Here is a 20,374-nt window from a genome sequence, read left to right as displayed (position 1 = left end):
TACGGAGCTCGCCGCCCTGCTCGAGATGGTGAAGGCGCGCATCGTGACCCCGGAGCTCGACCGCTTCATGCCGCTCATGTACGAATCGACCGTAAGCCCGCTCGCACACGTGAGCGACGACACGCTCGTGGTGCTCTCGGAGCCGCGCAGCCTGTTCGACGACTGCGCGCGCGCCTATGAGGACCTCGAGCGGCGTGCGGGCGAGGCGAAGGTCTCGCATCTCGACGGCCTGTACGTGCGCCCCCAGCAGCTCGACTTCGGCCGTCAGCAGCGTCTGCAGTACGTGTCGATTATCCGGGCGGGCGGCGCGGTGACCGCTGAGCTCAAGATTGAGCAGCCGGCGCTCGCGGGTTCGGACAACCGGTTCATCTCGCGCATCCAAGAGGTGGTCAACAACCGCTTCGCCGTGGCCTTCGCCATCCCGGACCGCGGCGCGCGCGAATCGATGGAGCTGTCGTTTACCGACGAGTCGATCCCCTTTGAGGAGTCGCTGCAAGCCGCGCCCGAGAACAGCGGTTCCGTCGCAGGCGATGTGCACGTGAACGTGACGCTTCTCAAGCGCGATGCGGACAAGCTGAACGCGGCCGATCTCTCGGGCGCGCCCGCCATCACGGTGCCGACCATCACGCGCGGCCGCGTGACCTTCGTGGATGCGCCGATCCCCTCCGGCGTGGTCGTGCCCGATGCACATCTGGCCGTGTTCTCGCTCAACGACCTGAACGCGCGCATGGACGCCAAGCGCGGCCGCCGGGCGCGCCGTCGGGTGGACGTGACCGAGGTCACGTTCCCCTTCAAGCCGGGCGATTACGTCGTGCACGCCACGCACGGTATCGCCCTGTTCTCCGAGATCGTGCGCCAGGAGGTCGCCGGCCGCGAGCGCGACTACTTCCTGCTGGAGTATGCGGGCGGCGACAAGCTGTACGTGCCGCTCGAGCAGGTCGACCGCATCACGCGCTACGTCGGCCCGGACGGGGCCAATCCGCGCCTGACGCGCCTCAACACGGCCGACTGGACGCGTGCCACCAACAAGGCGCGCAAAAGCGCCAAGAAGCTCGCGTTCGACCTCGTCGACCTGTACACGCGCCGCAGCTCCATCACGGGGTTCGCCTTCGGGCCCGACACGCCCGAGCAAAACGAGATGGAGGAGAGCTTCCCGTACGAGCCCACGCGCGACCAGCTCGAGGCCATCGCCGACATCAAGGCCGACATGGAGAGCTCCAAGCCCATGGATCGCCTGCTGTGCGGCGACGTCGGTTTCGGCAAGACGGAGGTCGCCCTGCGCGCTGCGTTCAAATGCGTGGACGGCGGGCGCCAGGTCATGGTGCTGTGCCCCACGACGATCCTGGCGCAGCAGCACTTCGAGACGTTCTTCAACCGCTTTGCGCCCTTCGGCGTGGAGGTGGAGGTACTGTCGCGCTTCCGCACGCCCGCCCAACAGAAGCGCGCGCTCGCCGCGTTCGCGGAAGGCAAGGTCGACGTGCTGGTGGGAACGCACCGTCTGCTGTCGGCCGATGTGAACCCGCACGATCTGGGCCTGGTCATCATCGACGAGGAGCAGCGCTTCGGCGTCCAGCACAAAGAGCAGCTCAAGAACCTGCGCGAGCAGATCGACGTGCTGACGCTGTCGGCCACGCCGATCCCGCGCACCATGCAGATGGCCATCTCCGGCGTGCGCGACATGAGCCTCATCACGACGCCGCCGACGGGCCGCCGCCCGGTCGTCGTGCACGTGGGCGAATACGACCCCGACGTGGTGAGCGCGGCCATTCGCCTCGAGCTCGATCGAGGCGGCCAGGTCTACTACGTGTCCAACCGCGTGAAGACCATCGACGACGCGGTCGACCGCGTGCATGAGGCCGTGCCCGAGGCGCGCGTCGCCGTGGCGCACGGCAAGATGAGCCCGCGCGAGGTAGAGGACGTGATGGTGCGCTTCGCGACCGGCGAGGTCGATGTGCTGGTCGCCACGACCATCATCGAGAGCGGTATCGACAATCCGCGCACGAACACGCTGATCATCGAGGACTCGCAGCGCCTGGGCCTGGCGCAGCTCTATCAGCTCAAGGGCCGCGTGGGCCGCTCCGCTACGCAGGCGTACGCGTACTTCATGTTCCCCGGCGAGATGCCGCTGACCGAAGAGGCGACCGAGCGCCTGACCGCCCTGTCCGAGTTCCAGGACCTGGGCAGCGGCATGCGCATCGCCATGCGCGACCTTGAGATCCGCGGTGCGGGCTCACTGGTGGGCGCCGAGCAGCATGGAAACCTGTCGAGCGTCGGCTTTGACCTGTTCACGCAAATGCTCGGGCAGGCCGTCGCCGAGGCGCGCGGCGAGGACGGCGAGGACCTGGAGCAGGCTGGCGTGGCCATCAACCTGCCCGCCGACTTCTACCTGTCGGAGGAGTACCTGCCGGCGGTCGACCAGCGCGTGCTCATCTACCGAAAGCTTGCGGCGGCTGCGCTGCTCTCCGAGGTGGACGAGGTCCAGCAAGACTGCGAGGAGCGTTACGGCGAGCTGCCGCTTGCGGCGCTGAACCTGTTCGATCGCGCGCGCATCCGCATCCGCGCGGAACGTCTGGGGCTGGAAAGCGTGTCGCTCACGCAGGGGCGCCTGGTGTATCAGGGTGTCGACGTGCCCAAAACGGTCGCGTTCGAGCTCAAGAACAAGCTCGGCGCCATCACCTATCCCAAGACGCGCAAGTTCACCGTTCCGGCGCGCGCGGGCGCGGGAGCCGGAACCGGCCTGGGCCGCGGTGTCGATACGGGCGAGAACGGCTCCGGCGTCGTCGCGGCGGCGCTCGCGATCCTGACCCAGCTCGGGGCCTCCGGCGACGACGACTAGCGCCGGCGCGACAGCGGGTATAATCCCCGCTATTGAGATGAGGAGGAGGACGCTATGCCGGACGCTAACCAAAATGCACGGGATGCACAGGATGCATTGCGGCGTTACTTTGGATACGATTCGTTCCGCCCTGGTCAGCAGCGTCTGGTCGATGCGATCCTGGCCGGTCGCGATGCGCTGGGCGTCATGCCCACAGGCGCCGGCAAATCCATCTGCTACCAGGTGCCGGCGCTCGTCAGGTCCGGCATCACGTTCGTCGTGAGTCCGCTCGTCTCGCTCATGGGTGACCAGGTCCGCACCCTCAAGGCGGCCGGCGCGCGCCCGAGCTACCTCAACTCGTCGCTCACGCTCGGTCAGCAGAACACGGTGCTCAAGCGCGCGGCCGAGGGCTGGTACCAGATCATGTACGTGGCGCCCGAGCGCCTGCTCGAGCCGCGTTTTCTGGCGTTCGCGCAAGCGGCGGCGGCACCTGACGGCATCGGCGTGCCGCTGGTCGCCGTCGACGAGGCCCACTGCGTCTCGCAGTGGGGTCAGGACTTTCGCCCCTCCTACCTCGATATCGCCGCGTTCATCCAGGCGCTTCCCGTCCGCCCCGTCGTGGCGGCGTTCACCGCGACGGCGACCGAGCGCGTGCGCGCCGACATCGTGCGCATGCTCGGCCTGCAGCGTCCGGAAACCGTGGTGACGGGTTTCGACCGCGCCAACCTCTTCTTCGGCATCGAGGAGATGGGCGACAAGGCGAAAACCGCCTGGATCCGCGATTTCGCGCTCAACCATGCCGACGAGAGCGGCATCGTGTACTGCTCCACGCGCAAGGCGGTCGACGAGCTCTACCTCAAGCTCGCCCACGCCCTCGAGCCGCGCGGCATCCACGTGGCGCGCTACCATGCCGGCATGTCCAACGGCGACCGCACGGAAAACCAGGTGGCGTTCATCAACGACACGGCGCCGGTCATCGTGGCCACCAACGCGTTCGGCATGGGCATCGACAAGCCCAACGTGCGCTATGTCATCCACAACAACGTTCCCGAGAGCATCGAGGCGTACTACCAGGAGGCGGGCCGTGCGGGGCGAGACGGCGACCCCGCGAGCTGCTATCTGCTTTGGAACGGCAACGATTTTCGCCTGCGCCGCTACCTGATTGACCGCGAGCCCGAGGACGAGCGGCTGGACGGTGAGGCGCGCGACATGGCGCGGCAGAATCGGTATCGTCTGCTGAGTGCTATGGAGGGCTACTGTCAGACGACCGGCTGCCTGCGCGGATACATCCTGCGCTACTTCGGCGACGAGGGTGCGCTGGGCGTGGAGCGGCCCGCGGATGCGGACGGGGCGGCGGAAGGGTGCGGCAACTGCTCGAACTGCACGACGCCCTACGAAACCGAGGACGTGACCGAGGTCGCGCGCAACGTCGTGCTGTTCGTGAGGGGCTGCAACGGGCGCTTCGGCCGCGCGCTGGTGGCGGATGCGCTCCACGGCGCCAACACGGAGCGCATCCGCAGCTGCCATCTCGACGAGGCGCCCGGCTACGGCTCGCTTGCATCGGAGCCGACCGGTCGCATCAAGGACGTGATCGGGCAGCTTGTGGGGCGGGGCTACCTGGTGCAGTCGCAAGGCCAGTACCCGGTGGTCGGCTTGGGCCCGCACGCCGTGGAGGTCATGGCCGATAGCCCTGAGCGGCCGTTCGTCTTCACCATGAAGCGTCGCAGCAACGAGCGCGTGCGGCGCGCAGTCGATCTCATTCGGGAGGATGCGGCAGAGCCGTCCGCGCTGCGTCCGCGCCGTGCGCACGTGGGCGATGACGGCGAGCTGTTCGAGCGCCTTCGCGAGCTGCGGCGGGATTTTGCCGTCGAGCGGTCGTGGGCGCCGTACATGATCATGTCCGACAAGGCGCTGCGGGGCATCTGCCGCCTGCGCCCGGAAACGCGCGAGGAGCTGCTGGAAGTGCCGGGTATCGGCGAGAAGAAGGCCGACGATTTCGGCGACGCCTTCCTGGCCGCAGTCGCCTCCTTCGAAGACGAGCAGCGCTAGCCGGCGGATGGGTTGGTTGGGGACGGGTTCGTTCCAACCCATCCGTCCAAATGACCCGTCAAAACGTGCCGGCGCATGTAATAATTGACCTCACGAACTGTCTTGATCGGAGGTCGCCATGTTTTGCAGACACTGCGGGAAGAAACTGCCGGACGATTCGCAATTCTGCGTCTACTGCGGCACGAGCGTCGAGCCCACCTCGGTCTCAGATGATGAACACCCTGCCGCAAAGCAGATGAATACCGAGTCTGCGGAGGCCCCCGTGGAGTCTTCGGATTCCCGGGCGGCAAAGGTCCTTGGCGCCCTAGGTTCTCGCCGCATGCTGCTCGGTATCGCCGTCGCTGCCGTCGTCATCGTCGTTGCGGTGGGCGGTATGATGATCTTCCAGCGCGCCGAGGCCGAGCGAATGGCAGCCGAGGAATTAGCGCGCGAACAGGAGGAACGACGGGAGATGCTCGCTGCATCCCATGACGTGACCATCGGCGTGGATGCAAGCGGGTGGGATACGGAGGAAGGCGGAACCCCGATGCCGGTCCTCATCAGCGGGACGACTGCGGCGGGCGAGGATTACGAGGAGCGGCAGTTCGTCGACAGCGACGGCGAGGGCATCGAGCTGGTTCCCGGCTCGTACGCGCTCAGCGTGGAGGCGTCGCCGTTCGGCGAATACGGGCGCATGTACGATTACCCGAGCGCGGACTTCGCCATCGCGGTCGACGAGGATCTTGTCGAGGGCGAGGGCATCGATATGTCCGACGACCTCGTGATCGAGCTTTCCTATCCCGACAACCTGACGCCCGATGGAGTCGAGCGTGCGCGCGAGATCGCGCTCGATGTGGGCTACGATGTGGCCGATGACCTGGCGGATCGCGCGCACGGGCGCTATTTCGACGAGGATGAGGAGGACGAGGACGAGTCCGATGCGTCCTCTGCGAACACCACGTCGACGTCCAAATCCGGCACGAACGCACGGACCTACGAGGGCGACTTCTTCGATATCGAGCTTCCCGTCGCGTGGGACATTCGGGTCGCGAGCGGCGGCGGGGACCTGCATGCGCGTCATACCGTCAGCTTGGAGGGCGAGGACATCCTCATTATCGATGTCATGTGGGGCGATGAGGATATCTCCGGTGTGATCACAGATGCCGCCGGTGTGCAGAAGCTCGGCGTGACCAGCGACGGAGGTGCGGTCATCGCATGGCGCGGTAACGGCCCGCGGACTTCGAACAGCATGGAGCTCATCGAAGAGGCCCTGGAGACCATCGACATCAAGTAGGGATGGGTTATTTGGGGACGGCGTGACAGAAAGGCAGGGGAATTGTCACGCCTACCACCAGGTGAGGCGTGCGATGTTCTCGCGGATATGCGCGCAGCTGCCGTGGAAGCCGGCGAGCTCGTCCTCGGACAGGTCGAGCTCGAATACCTGCTCGACGCCGTTCTTCCCGATCACGCAGGGCAGTGAGGCGAAGATGCCCTCTTCGCCGTATTGCCCGTGCATGAGCGTGGAGGCCGCCATGACGGCGTGCTCGTCGTGCAGGATGGCGGCGACGATGCGGGCAGCCGCCGCCGCGATGGCGTACTCGGTGCAGCGCTTGCCCGCCATGGCGACGTATCCTCCGCGTCGTGCGAGCTCCTCTGCCTCGTCATGGTCGAATGCGAAGCGCTCGGGGTAATCGAGGGCCAGGCGGGAAAGCGAAACACCGCCGATCGTGGCGGGGCTCCATGCGGCGATTTGCGAGAACCCGTGCTCGCCGATCATGTGGGCGTCGATCGATTTGGGGTCCAGATCACCGCATGCAAGCGAGATCTGAGCGCGAAGGCGAGCGGAATCGAGCGCCGTGCCCGTGCCGATGATCCTGTTCGGGTCGTATCCGGTAAGATGCCAGATCTCGGTCGCGATGACGTCGCATGGGTTGGAGATGTTCACCCATATGCCGGCAAAGCCGCTGTCCGCGACGCGCTCGGCAAAGGTGCGGCAGATGTCGGTCGTGCAGAACAGCTCGCCGTCGCGGTCGGTCGACGACGCCGCGACGTTGCCCGCAGCGTTGACGATGATGTCGCACCCGCTGAGCTCCTCGTACGCATCGCCGCAGTTCACGATCTTGGTGTTGTACGGGTGGAACAGCAGGGCATCGTGGAGATCCTGGACTTCGGCCGCGAGCTTCTTCTCGTCGATGTCACACAGACGCAGCTCGTCGGCCAGTCCCTGCGAAAGCAGCGCGCTGGCGACGTGCGCTCCCACGTGTCCCATACCGATAATGCCGACAGATCTCGTGGTAAGCATACGGGCACCTTTCTCGCTGACTGGTTGGGAGTCCATTGTAGCGCGTTACAATGAACGCACGATTTCTTGTTGCCGGTTTTCGCCGCGCAGCCGAATCCCGCACAGAGGAGACGCTCCATGCCTATTCGCATTCCCGACGCCCTGCCCGCCACCGAGACCCTCGAGGGCGAAAACATCTTCGTCATGACGGAGTATCGCGCGATCCATCAGGATATCCGTCCGCTGCATGTGCTGATCCTCAACCTCATGCCCACCAAGATCGCCACCGAGACCCAGATCATGCGCAAGCTGTCCAACACGCCGCTGCAGATCGAGGTCGAGCTCATGCGCACCAAGAGCCATGAGGCGACGCACGTGGCGGCGAGCCATCTGGAGACGTTCTATCGAACCTTCGATGAGGTGCGCGACCGCCATTACGACGGCCTGATCATCACCGGCGCGCCGGTGGAGCAGATGCCGTTCGAGGAGGTCGACTACTGGGACGAGCTGTGCGACATCATGGAATGGTCGACCACGCACGTGCATTCAACGCTGCATATCTGCTGGGGAGCGCAGGCGGCGCTGTATTACCACTACGGCATCGACAAGTACGATCTGCCGGCGAAGGCGTCCGGCGTGTTCCAGCATCGGCTGATCAAGCCGTCCAGTCCGCTCGTGCGCGGCCTGGACGACCGCTTCTGGGCGGTGCATTCGCGCAACACGGGCGTGCGTCGCGAGGATGTCGAGGCCGTCTCGGAGCTGGAGGTCATCGCCGTGTCCGACGAGGTGGGGCTGTATATCGCGAAGTCGACGGACAGCAGGCGCTTCTTCGTGTTCGGCCATCCCGAGTACGATTCCGACACGCTCAAGCTCGAGTACGAGCGCGACATCAAGCGCGGCATCGACCCGCAGATACCGGTCAACTACTTTCCCGATGACGACCCGACGAAAGAGCCGCCCAACGTATGGCGCGCGCAGGCGCAGCTGCTCTACACCAACTGGCTGAACTACTACGTGTACCAGACGACGCCCTACGACATCCGCAAGGCAGGCGGGCAGTAGACTGCCAGGGTAAGACCGCCGTGGACACGGCGTGCCGATAGGTTGGTTGGGGACGGGTTCGTTTCAACCCATGCCTGACGTCGCGACGGTTTCTGCGGGAAGTTCGGACGAAATATGCATGTCAATTCGAGCAAGACGCAGAACCCCAAGGTGAACAGTAATGCCGTATTGGCCGTTATGCAGAACATCCCCGCCGTTCCCGCAAAATCCGTCGCGACGGTTTTTGCGGGAAGGCGCTGCCGCGGCGACCGCAGGGCCCCAGGGGAGTGCATATCGGGGACGTACCTTCCGCATGCACTTCTGCACGCTGGGGACACCCCTTCGGCACGCATGTTTGCACAAGCCCCGTATCTACGGCGGCCTAACAGAGGCTCTCAAACAATACCAGTCCGTTTCGCTAGGGAAACGCCGATCAATTCATTCCGCGTCGGTCGGTCCCGTCTCAAAAAGCCCGTCTCGCTATGCGCAGCAGATGCGGGCGAGTGTCCGGTCGCGCTCCTCGACGGGAACGCGGTCCACGCGCTGCGTTTCGAATGCGGCGCCGAGGACGATGCAGTCGGAATCCAGCTGCGGCAGGTAGGCGTCGTAGTTGCCGCCGCCGTAGCCCAGACGATGCCCCTGGTCGTCGAAGGCCACAAGCGGGACGATCATGAGGTCAATGTCCCGTGGGTCGACGAGCGCAAAGCGCCCTTCGTCTTCAGGCGACGGCATAAACGATGCGACAGGGCGGTCGATGAACGGTACCGCGCGCGCAAGGTAGTCCGCCTGCGAGACCGCGCGCATGACCATGTCCTGCCGTCCGTTGTCGGTGCGCTGCATGCAGGGAAACGCCACGACAAGGTCGTGCGCAAAGGCGGCCCGGATGCATTCGTCGAGGTCGACCTCGCTGTTCATGGCGGCGTATACGGATACGGTCGCGCGTGCGGGCAGGTGCTCCAGCACGCTGACGAGCCCGCGGCACAGCTCATGCGAACGCGCGGCACGGTCGGCAGCGTCCATGGCATCGCGGCGTGCGAGCACTGCGCGACGCACGGCGCGCTTGGCCTGACGCATATCGATGCGCTCCGCCAGGGCGCTGTAGGCAAGCACCAGGTCGTTCAGGCGCATGCGCGCGTTGGCGCCGCTCGTGGAGGGCAGCGCGACGTGCTCGATGCCCCGCTCGCGCAGCAGGTTCCCGTCGAAGCGCCGGCACAGCTTGGCCGCGGCGCCGCCCGTGGTGAACACATGCGAGATGGGGGCGGCGTCAAGGATGTGCGTCAGGTCGTTGGGCACGGGGTCGGCGATGCTCGAATCCGAAGCCCCTTCAATCGAGCAAGAGGCGAGTACATCCCACAGGGCGATGTGGTGCTCGAGCAAAAACGATATGCGGACGTCGTTGTCCACGAGCGCATGGTCTGGCAGAGCGAACAGCCGCTCCATGACGCGCCAGAATCGGTTCTGCGGGTGTCCATAGAAAAAGCCGACGTTGCGAGAGGCGGGCGATGGCATCGTACCCAAGACGAGCACGCGCGAGCGATCGTCGTAGACCGGCTCGATGGTATGCGTCACGCGCCCGTGCTCCATTCATTCTCCTCTCGCAATGGGTTGATTGGGGACGGGTTCGTTTTTGCTCGACACGGTGTCGAGAAAAAACGAACCCGTCCCCATTTGTTAGCGGGGTTCCGCGATGCTCGATCAGCCGAGCAGGTCCACGGCATTCAGGCCGGCATGGCTGCGCTCGATGACCTCGCGTCCGCCGAACACACACAGCGGCGCCTCCTCAGCGACACGCGAGATGGTCTCGCCAAGCGCGCGCAGCTTGTCGGGCGTGGTGGCGAGCATGCCGTCACGTAGCTCGTCTCGCCAGTTGACCGGGCGTTTGGTGAAGAACTCGATGTTCTGGCGACGTGTGAGCGCGTAGGGCTTGAGCGGCGCGTCGTGGCTGGCCACGCTGGATACGATGAAGCCCTCAAAGCTCAGCGGGTCGGGCTCAAAGGTCGATAGCCAGGTGCCGGCGCCTGCGATGCGCTCGATCGAGGGGTCGATCGCCGGATCGCGATAGGTGTAGAAGCACAGCTGGCGGTCTGCGACCGCGCGGAAGCCGCAGCCGTAGGCGCCGCCCTTCACGCGGATCTCGTTCCACAGGTAATCGTAGGACAACACGGTCGCCGCGACGCTCCAGCTGCCGTCCATGGCGAGCCCCATCGCGCGCGGGTCGGCGGCTTTCGCCACGTAGCAGATGTCGCTCGGGATGATGAACGCCTCGCGCTTGGGCTGCGGCATGGGCACGTAGAGCTCTTTGGCGGCGGCGAGGCGGGGTTCCAGACCCAGCGAGCCGGCGGCGTTCCAGAAGCGCTCGTAGTCCTCATCGGTTCCCGTGAAGCTCACGACCGTGTCCGTCGACGTGAAGATGCGCGCCTGAAGGTCGCGCAGCTTCTCGACGAGGTCGTCGGCGCGCTCATCGAAGTGGTCGAGCAGCTCGCGCAGGAACTGGTAGAAGTCGACGCCGGAGATGTTCTCGGCCACCATGCCCGCGGGCGACACGTAAGACCAGGCGCGGGCGAGCGCCGCCTGGTGGCCGGAGGTGATGAATCCCTGCTCCATGCCGATGCGCATCTGGGTCAGCACCTCGCGGATGCGGGCGGTGTCGTCGAACACCGTTTTGCCCCACACCTCGGCGGGAATCGACGCGAGCTGCTCGATCTTCTCGGTAAGGGCACCGGCGGCGACCGTCATCACGGGGCGGGCGAGCTTCCAGTTCGGCTGCGCCATGACCTCGGGCGCAAAAGCGAGGAAGCCCAGGTTGGAGCCGATATGGCTATCCAGCTCGGCGGCGCTGCGGCAGGTGGTTCCGAGCTGCTTCATCAAGCGGGCGAGAATCGACACGTAGGGCAGCTCTGCGTACGACACGTGCGTGAGGTCGAAGTACGCCATGAAGTAGGCGAGAAGGTGCGTGGGGATGTCGTGCTTGAGGCAGGGGAGCGGTGCGGTGGTGTCGAGCGTGAGCGCGGGCTCGGGACGGGCCGGGCCGATGTCGGAGACGTGCAGGCGCGGCAGGGTCGCGCGGGCCTCGGGCGTGTCCTCGGCCTCCTGGACCGCGCGGAGGGCGGCGACGTTGTCGGCCACGGCCTTGAGGTCCGCGTCGCTCATGCCCGCACAAAGCGCTGCGAGCTCGGCTGTCTCGGGATCTTCGGCCTGGTCGTCGGCATCGTGCGGAATCAGGTCGACGAGCGCGCTGTGCTTCGATTCGAGCACGAGCTCGCGCAGCAGGTTCTCAAAGTAGGGGCCGTCGAGCTCGCGGCGCAGCTCGGCGTAGATGGGGCCGTAGGTGAGCGCCGACGTGGCGGCATCGTCGTCGTACAGCCAGGTCGACAGCAGGTCGCACGTGATGGCCACGCCGTCGGCCACGCCGTAGTCGCGCTGGCGCAGCGCGTACTCCTCGCTGGAGAGCACGGCCTCGAGGCGGTCGCGGGGGATGCCGCCCTCGACGAGCTTGCGGCACTCGTCCTCGATGACCTGGCGGAACTCGCGCGCCACGCCCGGCTTTGCTCCCTGCAGCACGATGAGCTCGTAGGGCTGCAGGCACGCGGCGTCGGTGTAGCTCATGACGTTGCCGCCGAGGCCCGCCGCGAGGATGGCCTTCTTGACCGGGGCCTCGTTGGAGCCGAGCAGCGCGTCGAAGAGCACGTCGGCCGCGATCACGCGCTTGCGGTCGAGCGCATGGCCCAGCACGTAGGCCATGCCGACCTGCGCGTTCTCGGGCGTGGTGTTCATCGTGATGGAGTCGTATTCGCACACGACGGGCGCCTGCAGCTCGAGCGGGTTGGGGTCGCCGGGGTTCTCGACCAGTGTGCCGGCCTCGCGCTTGAATGCGCGCGCGGCGGCAAGCGCGTCGTCGGACAGATAGCGGTCGTCCAGAAACGCGAGCACGCGGTCGGCGTCCATGTCGCCGTAGAGCACGATGTAGCTGTTGGCGAGGTTGTAGTGGCGCGCGTGCGTGTTGAGGAAGTTCTCGTAGGTGAGCGTGGGGATGGCGCGCGGGTTGCCGCCCGACTCGAACCGGTAGGCGGTGTCGGGATACAGCTGGCGCATGATCTCGTTGTCGAGCACGTCGGTGGGGTCGGACAGCGCGCCCTTCATCTCGTTGAACACGACGCCGTTGTAGCGCAGGCCGGGGGTGTCATCGGCGGTGTCCGAGGCCTGCTCCGCAGCGTCCGCCTCGTCCAGCTCCAGGTGCCAGCCCTCCTGCTCGAAGATGGCGCGCTTGGAGTAGATGGCAGGGTTCAGCACGGCATCCATGTAGACGTCCATGAGGTTCAGCAGGTCCTGCTCGTTGGTGGAGGCCACCGGGTAGATCGTCTTGTCAGGGTAGGTCATGGCGTTCAAAAACGTCTGCATCGACGTCTTGATGAGGTCGACGAACGGCTCTTTGACCGGGAACTTGGCCGATCCGTTCAGCACGGAATGCTCGAGGATGTGGAACACGCCGGTGTCGTCGGCGGGAGGGGTCTTGAAGCCGATGGCAAAGGACTTGTTCTCGTCCTCGCACGCAAGGTAGAGCAGCCGGGCGCCCGACGACGTGTGGCGCATGACGTAGGCGTCGGCATCGAGCTCGTCGATCGTCTCGTCGCGCTCGACGGTGAAGCCGTGCAGCTGGGTGCCGGGGGCCAGCAGCTGGTGCGCGCGCTCGCGCGCCGGGGTGGCAGATGGGGTCATATCGGTCATAGGGATGGTCTCCTCAAGGTTGAACGTACATGGCTATTATGCAACCTGATCGCGACGGATGCTGCCCTCACGGGGAGGTTCCGGCGGAGCGCCTCGTCGGACCAGGCCTTTCCGTTGCCCATGGTTATACCCGGTATCGCGCGCGCATGCGTCCGGATCGGCTGCGGCTTTGCATCGCGCTCGCATGAACCCACATCCGTGGTGAGTTTATCGAGGGGTGTTCGGTGGGTTCGGTGGTCTGCGCCGTTTGCCGAGGGCGCGCTACAGCGGGCTGAAGTGAGTTTCACGCGTGGCCGGAATTGTCATAAAACACCCTATCAACCTGCGGAATCTTACGTTATGGTAGTCGGGCTGGAATCATGCTGAACACAACGTGTCGAGGGGGATCTATGGGCGTCAAGACGGGTGCGACCAAGCAGGAAGCGGTGCCTTCGGGCGTCGATGCCGGCTCGCGTGCCGCTCGTCGCGCGTGGCGCGAGCGCTTGAACAACGAGGCATCGCGCAAGCTGCTGATCGGTGCCCTCGCGGCCTTTCTGGGCGGCTCGTTTTGGGGCTTTTCCGGCACGGCGGCGAGCGCCCTGTTCGACGTGTACCACGTCGACACCATGTGGCTCATGAGCGTTCGCCAGCTGCTTGCGGGTGCTTTGTTCATGATCATCATCCTGCTGTTCGACCGCAAGCGCTTCGTTCAGCTGTGGACCACGCCCGAGCATCGTCGCCAGCAGATCATCTTCACGATCTTCGGCCTGCTCGCCAACCAGTTCTTCTATCTGAGCGCGGTGCGCCTCACCAACGCTGGCACCGCGACGGTGCTGCAGTGCCTGCAGCTCGTGGTCATCATGGGCTACACCTGCGTCAAGGGCCGTCGCCGTCCCCGCAAGCGCGAGATCGTGGGCCTCATGCTGGCATTCGCGGGCACCGTGCTGATTTCCACAGGCGGCGACCTCACGCGCCTGTCCATTCCGCCGCTGGGCCTTGCTATGGGCCTGCTTACCGCGCTGGGCGCGGCGCTCATCACCATCTTGCCGGTCAAGATCCTGCCGGTGTACGGCTCGACGATCGTGACGGGGTCGGCCATGTTCATGTCGGGTATTCTGACCAGCATTTTCGTGCAGCCGTGGAGCAACCCGCCCGCGCTCGACGCCGGCGGCCTTGAGATGCTCGCCGTGTTCGTGCTTATCGGCTCGTTTTTGGCGTACCTGCTCTACATGCAGGGCGTGAAGAACGTGGGCAGCATGCGCGCCGGCCTCATCGGCACCGTGGAGCCCGTCTCGGCCACCGTGACGAGCGCGATCCTGCTGGGCACCGCGTTCGCTCCTACCGACATCGTTGGTTTCGTGCTGATTATCGCGATGATGTTCCTGACGGTGTAGGGCGCCTGCCCGCGCACGTGCAAATCGGGGACGTAACTTCTGCATGCACATTTGTATGCCCCTGTTGGATCACCGTGGATATGCGCCCCGCCCGAAAACCGTGTATACGAGTTTGTCATTGTTTTTGGGTGCCGATTCCCCACACGCGCCGCAGCCCTCGGCGTTTCCGCAGGAAACAACTGGGAAAATGCCAAGGGGTATGCCGCATGTGGGGAAAGGGCACCGAAAAACAGTGACAAACTCAGCCTACGTCTTCGGTGGGTTTTTCATCGGGCGGATTTTTATGCATAGTGATTCTGCGTACCTGCGGTTGTGTTGGGGCTTTATACATGGGAAATCCCGCCGATGCACGGCACACTCTATGTGGTTCCGTATGCGCACTTTCGGTTTGGGCGACACCCCTGCTATGCCTCGATGAGCGCAAAAAACGTCGGTCTGGGAGGGCTGCCCTCCCCGTGTCGGTTCGCCGGGGCCTCCGCACCTGAGGGATGCCGTAGGCTAGGGAAACGCCGATAGGTGCTTTCGCGTTGCGCAGTTCATCAGGCCTGCAGCGATCCCGTAGGCGGCGCTGAGTCCTCTTGCAGTTCTTACTGAATCTCTTGGTGCGAGGATTCGGCATCTCCCTCAGGATACGCAAAGGCCTGTGCAAGGCGCATCGATTTCTCGCTGATGGAGCCCTCGGCCAAAGGAATGATTAGCCTCGCGCCTTCCGGGGTCGAGGCGATGCGGATCATGCGGTCGTGCAGCTCGTCGGGCAGGCTGCCGTTTTCGTAGCTTGCATAGGTCTGTTCGCCAAAGCCGAGAAAGCGGCTGAATTCGCGCAGCGACATGCCGTAACGCGCGCGGATCTCCTTGATGTCCTTGGTGAATAGCATGTTGTGACGCGTACGGTAGATGTCGAACGCGCGGTCGATTGTTGGCCCATCGATGCGCGTGTCTCCGATATCTTCGCCGCAAAGGGGGCATACGGCGACGGGGACGTTGTCGAGCATGATCTCCTCGCCGCGCACGCAATGGCGCTCGGTCCTGATGTCGAGGATGGCTTCGACCTCCTCGTCGCAGTACGGGCAGAATGTGCTATAGGTCTTTTGTTCCATCGTGGATCTCCCATGTGTCTCGGTATGGCTTGATTTATGGACATTTGCAGCGTTTTGCTGACAGGTTGATTGAAATCTTGAGGTAAAGGCGGCTGGTTCTCCACACCGGGTTGAACTCTGCCACAGTCCATGAGTCCGCAAGCGATTTATCGCGGCCTGCTTCGGGCCCGTCGAAACAGTCGCGAACTGAGAGCTGAAGAATCATCTCGTTAACATCTTTGGTGGAAAGGCCGTTCGTTTCTAGGAAGGCCCGCCCCCCTTTCGTTGAACGAGGATGACTCCTCGATCCTTTGTGAACTGCTTGGCGAGTCGAAGGAACAGCTCAATGGATGCTTTGGGTTTCAAGGATATCACCTTCCTCTCAATCTGTAACGATGTAATTACAGATGGACGCCGCGCCCTTCTGCGTGGAGCGGTGGGCTGAGAGGATACGGACGGGTTCGTGCGACGCATCCCGTGTTTTCTTGCCATGTTCCGGGTGCGTCTTGGGCGCATCTTGTCGGAGCCTAACGGGGAATGCGGGGCGTCGTGGCGTGGAGCCTTGCGCTCCTGCGAGCGCAGATGGCGAGCGCGCCGCCTCCTCCCATGCGCCTAGCCCTCGCCCAGAGCGCTTCCGTTTGTATGCGTCGCGCGTGGATAAAACATGGTTCGCAGAGGGTTATCAATAGATAAACTGTGTGGTCTACCAGCGTGTTGTTTGTGCAGAGAAGGGCATGAATCTGTAAGCGATGACGTTGCGCAACAAGTGCGCGGCGGCAAGGTGATATAGTAGGTTCGCTTATGGCACGCGGGGTGTTCGCGCCGCGCCGCATGAGCTCTGCCGCCGGATGCGCTGCATGCGGTAGCAGATGAATATATCCGTAGGACGGGCAATCGTCGCTGAGTGCGCGTTGGTTATGCCTTCGGAGGATGAATATGCCGTGCGCGGCCTTTTTGCTCTGCAAAGGGGTCGAGTGGAGACGTGTATACACGGTTGAGGCGTACCGCGCGTGCGTCTAGCCCGCTGTGTCTCGTTTCGCCGTCGCGCTCATCAGCCGGCCATGATGCCGGTTGGAAAAGCGCGACGGTTCGGCATGGATCCGCCGAAGATGGACAGCAAGCCATCGCATACAACGCAATAGATGCCTCTTTCTTCCAGCAGTGAGGGTCGGGCTGCCGTGGAGATGTACGTGCTGCAAGTTCCGGGCGGACACGAGAAGGTCGCGCGGAACTTGCTGGAAAAGCTGCTCGGCGATCTCGTGAGGGAGTGCTTCGTGCCCCTGTACGAGTCCATGCGCCGTCGCGATGGCGCATGGAAGCGCGAGACGCGTCTGCTGTTTCCCGGGTACGTGTTCGTGACGACGAGCGACATCAACAGAGTCGCGCAGCATCTGCGCGAGCTGCCCTTCTACGCAAAAGTCATCGGCGGGCGCGACGAGGCCTACGTGCCGTTGCTGCCGGAGGAAGTCGCCTGGCTTCAGGCGCTGACCAATGTCGATTCGCATACGGTCGAGCTGTCCTGCGGCGTCATCGAGGGCGACGAGGTCAAAATCTGGAAAGGCCCGCTCAAAGGACAAGAGGCCAAGATCAAGAAGATTGACCGGCACAAGCGGCTGGCCTTCTTGGAGATGCATATGTTCGGCCGGACGAAGATCGTCAAGGTCGGGCTGGAGATTGTGAGCAAGCGGTAATCACTGCGAGTCGGGGCCGGGTGCCGGGAGGTGCCTGGTGTGGTGAAGATGAAAACTGTGCGGGAATCGGAATATACAAAGAAGTATGACAGCGCAACAGCCGTGCTCAGTGTGTGCGCGGAGGCCGCTGCACATGGGCACAAAGCGACCGCAGGAGTTGCATGCTGCCTCGCCAATGCTTCAACCGATGTGTGGGAGGCGTAAGCGACATGCGGCTCAAATCTGATGTTCGCGGTAAGCTCGTGCGGGCCGTCCCCTATGTCATCTTGGACATCGCAGCGGTGTTCGTCGCCTACCTGGTGAGCACATGGGGGATAAACCCCGGAAGCATGACAACCTCGACCGCCTCTCCCTTCATCAGCATCGCCTTCATTTCTCTTGTCGATGTCGCTGTCTTCGCCGCGCTGCACATGTACAGCAACCTGTGGGAATACGCGAGCATCACCGAGGCGCTGCGCATTGTCGGGGCGACCTTAGTCGGATCGATTGCGGGAGATGTGCTCGCGTTTCTCCTGTTCGGCTTCCGCGTTCCCCTCGGCGTCTATGTGAGCGCATGGGCTATCTTGCTCATCCTCACGGGGTCGAGTCGCCTGCTTGTTCGCTTGGCATCCGGCCGCAAAGGATGGCAGCTGTTCGGCGCGACTTCCAAGGCGCTTCCGAGGTCGCTTATCGTGGGAGCGGGAGAGACGGGTTCGTTCGTGGTCAAGCGGATGCTCAATTGCAGCCCTGACACTCATGGATCGCCCGTCGTTATCGTGGACGACAATCGCGCCAAACTCGGTAACTACGTGCACGGGGTTCGCGTCGAGGGAACGCTCGATGACATTCCGGAGCTTGTTGCACGCCATTCGATTGAGCAGATCGTGGTTGCCGTTCCGAGCGCGACCCGTGCGGAGCGTGAGCGCATCTACGACATCTGCATGGCAACGGGCGCGAAGACCGTGACCGTCCCGAGTCTGAGCAGCATGCCGTTTGACAAGCCGGGCCAGGTCATCGTGCGCGACGTGGAGATCTCTGACCTGCTCGCGCGCGATGAGGTCGAGCTCGACCTGTCGCGCATGGGGTATGTGACGGGCAAGCGCGTGCTCGTGACGGGCGGCGGCGGGTCGATCGGCGGCGAGCTGGTGCGCCAGCTGCTACCGGCAAAGCCCGCTGAGATCGTGCTGTTCGACGTCTATGAGAACACGACGTACGAGCTGTACCACGAGCTCAGGCGGAAGGCGGAGCGAGACGGCGTGAAGCTTTCGGTGGAGATCGGCTCCATCACACACGTGCCCGCCCTCGAGCGCCTGTTCAAGAAGCACGACCCGCAGGTCGTGTTCCATGCAGCGGCGCATAAGCACGTTCCGCTCATGGAGGCCAGCCCGCGCGAGGCGATCGAGAACAACGTGTTCGGCACGCTGAACGTGTGCCGCATGGCGCACGAGCACGGCTGCACGCACTTCATCCTCATCTCCACGGACAAGGCCGTGAACCCCACCAACGTGATGGGGGCGACCAAGCGCATGTGCGAGCTCATCGTGCAGTACTACGCGAGCGCTTCCAAGACGGTCTTCGCCGCGGTGCGCTTCGGCAACGTGCTCGGCAGCCACGGCAGCGTGATCCCGCTGTTCAAGCGCCAGCTCAAGGAAGGCGGCCCCATCACGGTGACGAGCCGCGACATCACGCGCTACTTCATGACGATCCCTGAGGCATCGAGGCTCGTGATCACCGCCGGCGCGCTCGCTCATGGCGGGGAGATCTTCATCTTGAACATGGGTGAGCCCGTGCGCATCTGGGACCTTGCCGAGAATCTCGTGAGGCTCTCCGGCTTGGTGCCCGGGCGCGACGTCGACATCGTCGAGACGGGTTTGCGCCCGGGCGAGAAGATGTACGAGGAGCTGCTCATGGACGAAGACGAGCCACTGCCGACCGATGTTGCCGACATCACGGTGAGCCGCGCGACGCCCCCCGATCTCGAGACGGTGCGGGCGAAGCTCGGCGAGCTGGAGGAGCATCTCGGTGGTGGTGACCGCGAAGTCAAGCTCGCGCTGGCCGAGGCTGTGCCGACGTACAGACCGGAAATCAATGAGTAGAGTGGGAGAATCCATGGAGCCGTTTGCCAAGAAGGTATGGCTGGCGAGTCCAACAATGCATGGCCCTGAACTTGAATACGTCAGACAGGCGTATGAGTCAAATTGGATGTCGACAGTCGGCGAAAACATTAATGAAATTGAGCGTCTCGCGTGCGAGAGGGTCGGGCGCGGATATGCGGTTGGCCTCACATGCGGCACTGCTGCGCTTCATATGGCCGTCAAGCTTGCAGGCGTCAAACCGGGGGATGAAGTTCTCTGCTCGGACATGACCTTCGATGCCACGGTGAACCCGGTGGTCTATGAGGGCGGTGTTCCGGTGTTCGTCGATTCCGAATACGAGACATGGAATATGGATCCGATTGCGCTCGAGAAGGCGTTCGAGCTTCACCCTAAGGCGCGCGTCGTCGTGGTTGCGCATCTTTATGGAACGCCCGCAAAGTGCAATGAGATCCGGCGCGTCTGCGACGAGCACGGGGCGATTCTCATCGAGGACGCGGCAGAATCGCTGGGTGCCACGTATAAGGGACGTGAGACGGGTACTTTCGGCGACTACAGTGTGATTTCCTTCAACGGAAACAAAATAATCACCGGCTCATCTGGTGGGTGCTTGCTCACGGACAGTGAGGAGGCCGCGAATAAGGTCCGCAAATGGTCGACTCAGGCGCGCGAGGCCGCGTCGTGGTACCAGCACGAGGAACTCGGCTACAACTACCGCATGAGCAACGTCATCGCGGGCGTCGTGCGCGGGCAATTCCCGTACCTGGAGAAGCACATCGCCCAGAAGAAGGCTATCTGGGAGCGCTACCGCGACGGTTTCTCCGATTTGCCGGCGTCTATGAACCCGTTCGACCCGGCAGAGTGCGAGCCGAACTTCTGGTTGAGCTGCCTTATCATCGACCCTGCCGCCATGTGCAGGCAGGTTCGCGACGATCACGAGGCGCTGTACGTCTCGGAGCCCGGCAAGAGCTGCCCGACCGAGATCCTCGAAGCAATCTCCGCTCTCAACGCGGAGGGCCGTCCCATCTGGAAACCGATGCATCTCCAGCCCATTTACCGCATGAATGCTTTCGTCACCCGAGAGGGTAATGGCCGGGCCAGGACGAACGCGTACATCTCGGGCGGGGCTATGGGTGCCGATGGAATGCCGTTCGACGTGGGTGCCGACGTGTTCCATCGCGGCTTGTGCCTGCCAAGTGACAACAAGATGGAGCCCTGGCAGCAGGATCGCATCATCGAGGCTGTGAGGCGGTGCTTCGAGTAGCCATGGCG

General features: G+C 63.9%; 12 protein-coding genes. 8 read left to right on the top strand and 4 right to left on the bottom strand.

The window, feature by feature from the left end; all coding sequences use genetic code 11:
* The 3 genes from mfd to B5F74_RS11375 all read left to right on the top strand — a co-directional run.
* Positions 1–2,836: transcription-repair coupling factor (gene mfd, locus B5F74_RS11385; RefSeq protein WP_087202594.1), on the top strand; the 2,836-nt coding region annotated here is incomplete at its 5' end.
* A 54-nt stretch (positions 2,837–2,890) separates the two neighbouring features.
* Complete coding sequence (locus B5F74_RS11380; RefSeq protein WP_087202592.1) at positions 2,891–4,864, top strand: ATP-dependent DNA helicase RecQ; 1,974 nt, start codon at positions 2,891–2,893, stop codon at positions 4,862–4,864.
* Positions 4,865–5,126: 262 nt separating this feature from the next.
* Positions 5,127–6,137: a hypothetical protein gene (locus B5F74_RS11375; RefSeq protein WP_239283474.1), complete on the top strand. Its 1,011-nt coding sequence runs from the start codon at positions 5,127–5,129 to the stop codon at positions 6,135–6,137.
* A 51-nt stretch (positions 6,138–6,188) separates the two neighbouring features.
* Here the strand turns inward: B5F74_RS11375 and B5F74_RS11370 are convergent, their stop codons facing one another.
* Positions 6,189–7,145 carry an L-lactate dehydrogenase gene (locus B5F74_RS11370; protein WP_087202588.1) on the bottom strand — a complete coding sequence of 319 codons (957 nt, stop codon included), beginning with the start codon at positions 7,143–7,145 and terminating at the stop codon, positions 6,189–6,191.
* Positions 7,146–7,262: 117 nt separating this feature from the next.
* Between B5F74_RS11370 and metA the strand changes: the two genes are divergently transcribed.
* Positions 7,263–8,186: a homoserine O-succinyltransferase gene (gene metA, locus B5F74_RS11365; RefSeq protein ID WP_087202586.1), complete on the top strand. Its 924-nt coding sequence runs from the start codon at positions 7,263–7,265 to the stop codon at positions 8,184–8,186.
* A gap of 459 nt (positions 8,187–8,645) precedes the next feature.
* On the opposite strand, the gene B5F74_RS12465 is transcribed toward metA, so the two are convergent.
* Both B5F74_RS12465 and B5F74_RS11355 read right to left on the bottom strand, forming a co-directional pair.
* Positions 8,646–9,749, bottom strand: coding sequence for a DNA-deoxyinosine glycosylase (locus tag B5F74_RS12465; protein ID WP_158095782.1), 1,104 nt, complete (start codon positions 9,747–9,749; stop codon positions 8,646–8,648).
* Between the two features lie 111 nt (positions 9,750–9,860).
* Positions 9,861–12,890, bottom strand: coding sequence for an insulinase family protein (locus B5F74_RS11355; RefSeq protein ID WP_343217561.1), 3,030 nt, complete (start codon positions 12,888–12,890; stop codon positions 9,861–9,863).
* Positions 12,891–13,279: 389 nt separating this feature from the next.
* Here B5F74_RS11355 and B5F74_RS11350 point away from each other — a divergent pair, with 389 nt between their 5' ends.
* Positions 13,280–14,263: an EamA family transporter gene (locus tag B5F74_RS11350; protein WP_087202584.1), complete on the top strand. Its 984-nt coding sequence runs from the start codon at positions 13,280–13,282 to the stop codon at positions 14,261–14,263.
* Between the two features lie 587 nt (positions 14,264–14,850).
* On the opposite strand, the gene B5F74_RS11345 is transcribed toward B5F74_RS11350, so the two are convergent.
* On the bottom strand, positions 14,851–15,360 hold the full coding sequence (locus tag B5F74_RS11345) for a type II TA system antitoxin MqsA family protein (RefSeq protein WP_087202583.1): 510 nt from the start codon (positions 15,358–15,360) through the stop codon (positions 14,851–14,853).
* A 1,169-nt stretch (positions 15,361–16,529) separates the two neighbouring features.
* On the opposite strand from B5F74_RS11345, the gene loaP reads away from it, so the two are divergent.
* From loaP to B5F74_RS11330, 3 genes are all read left to right on the top strand, one after another.
* Positions 16,530–17,030: an antiterminator LoaP gene (gene loaP / locus B5F74_RS11340; protein ID WP_158095781.1), complete on the top strand. Its 501-nt coding sequence runs from the start codon at positions 16,530–16,532 to the stop codon at positions 17,028–17,030.
* Positions 17,031–17,239: 209 nt separating this feature from the next.
* Positions 17,240–19,105, top strand: coding sequence for a nucleoside-diphosphate sugar epimerase/dehydratase (locus tag B5F74_RS11335; RefSeq protein WP_087202579.1), 1,866 nt, complete (start codon positions 17,240–17,242; stop codon positions 19,103–19,105).
* A gap of 13 nt (positions 19,106–19,118) precedes the next feature.
* Complete coding sequence (locus B5F74_RS11330) at positions 19,119–20,366, top strand: aminotransferase class I/II-fold pyridoxal phosphate-dependent enzyme (protein WP_087202596.1); 1,248 nt, start codon at positions 19,119–19,121, stop codon at positions 20,364–20,366.
* Positions 20,367–20,374: the final 8 nt, after the last annotated feature.

Source organism: Collinsella sp. An271 (assembly GCF_002159695.1).
Lineage (GTDB): Bacteria > Actinomycetota > Coriobacteriia > Coriobacteriales > Coriobacteriaceae > Collinsella > Collinsella ihumii.
The sequence above is the reverse complement of the archived record's forward strand: the minus strand, read 5'-3'. Positions and strand labels throughout refer to the sequence as shown.